General features: G+C 61.3%; 3 protein-coding genes. All 3 read right to left on the reverse strand.

All coding sequences use genetic code 11. From position 1 onward, the window contains the following. A partial coding sequence (locus NP596_RS21480; protein WP_256617420.1) for a molybdopterin cofactor-binding domain-containing protein occupies positions 1-439 on the reverse strand: 439 nt, incomplete at its 3' end. Then, entirely contained in the window at positions 436-903 is a 468-nt protein-coding gene (locus NP596_RS21485) for a (2Fe-2S)-binding protein (protein ID WP_256617421.1), read from the reverse strand. The genes NP596_RS21480 and NP596_RS21485, both read right to left, overlap by 4 nt. A gap of 90 nt (positions 904-993) precedes the next feature. Continuing rightward, the gene (locus tag NP596_RS21490) at positions 994-1,146 is read right to left on the reverse strand and encodes an XdhC family protein (protein WP_256617422.1); all 153 of its coding nucleotides are present in this window, start codon (positions 1,144-1,146) and stop codon (positions 994-996) included. Positions 1,147-1,151: the final 5 nt, after the last annotated feature.

A 1,151-nucleotide genomic window follows, 5' to 3' on the forward strand; every position in this document is an offset into this window, starting at 1 on the left:
CCGCCGCGCCGACTCGGCGCATGGGCATGAAAAAATGCCGCATGCTGCGGGAGCCGTCGGTATCCTGGTTGCCGAAGCGGCCTTCGTCGCCGGGCGCTTGCGCCACTTTTACATGCAGCCAGTTGGCGTCCAGTTCGTCGGCCACCACCAGCGGCAAACTGGTACGTATGCCCTGCCCCATTTCCGAGCGGTGGCAAACGATAGTCACCGTGCCGTCGTCGGCAATCGCCACGAATACCAGCGGGTTGTCCACCCAACCGTGCGGCATGGCGTCGGCGCCGTATTTTTTCGGCGCTTCGTCCGCAAGCGTCAACACGGGGAATCCGGCCGCCAGCACGAAGCCGCCCAGCGCCAATTCCTTCAAAAAAGTGCGCCGGCTGATATTGACGATGCTCAAACTATCCGCATCGTCGGCGATAAATTCGATAGACTGGTTCATGACGGCTGCTCCAAATCGGCGGCGGCCTGTTTGATGGCGGCGCGGATGCGCGGATAGGTGCCGCAGCGGCAGATATTGCGGCTCATGGCCTTATCGATGTCCGCATCGGAGGGCTGGGAATTGTGTTTCAGCAAGGCCGTGGCAGCCATTATTTGGCCGGGTTGGCAATAGCCGCATTGCGGCACGCCCAGGTTCAACCAGGATGCCTGGACTTTTTGCCCGGTGGCGTCTTCGGCCATGGCTTCTATGGTCCGGATATTTTTATTCGCGACTGCCGAAATCGGCGTCACGCAAGCTAACGCGGCCTCGCCGTCGACATGCACGGTGCAAGCTCCGCACAAGGCGATGCCGCAACCGTATTTGGTGCCGGTCAGTCCCAAGCCGTCCCGTAGCGCCCACAGCAATGGGGTATCGGGCGGCAGATCGATACTACGGCGGATGCCGTTGATGGTGAGCGTAATCATCGGATGTTCTCCCTCAATTCGTTGGGCTTTCGCGCCCGATTGTTTGTTTGGCATGGTACACGGGCGGGATTTCGCGGTAAAGCCATTAGGCTAACGCGCTGTAACGCTTTCGGCCGCCGGCGGGCTTGCACTCAAACAACCGCCCTGGCCGCCGCGGCGCAGCATGATCATTTCCGAGGCGATGGACAGCGCAATCTCTTCCGGCAGCTTGGCACCCAAATCCAGGCCGGCCGGCGCGCGTATTCGGG

The sequence above is a fragment of the Methylomonas rivi genome, from assembly GCF_024505165.1.
In the GTDB taxonomy this organism is placed as follows: domain Bacteria; phylum Pseudomonadota; class Gammaproteobacteria; order Methylococcales; family Methylomonadaceae; genus Methylomonas; species Methylomonas rivi.

Excerpts from the sequence above, each read along its gene's own strand:
- NP596_RS21485 (WP_256617421.1), bottom strand. The coding sequence starts at position 903 with ATGATTACGCTCACCATCAACGGCATCCGCCGTAGTATCGATCTGCCG.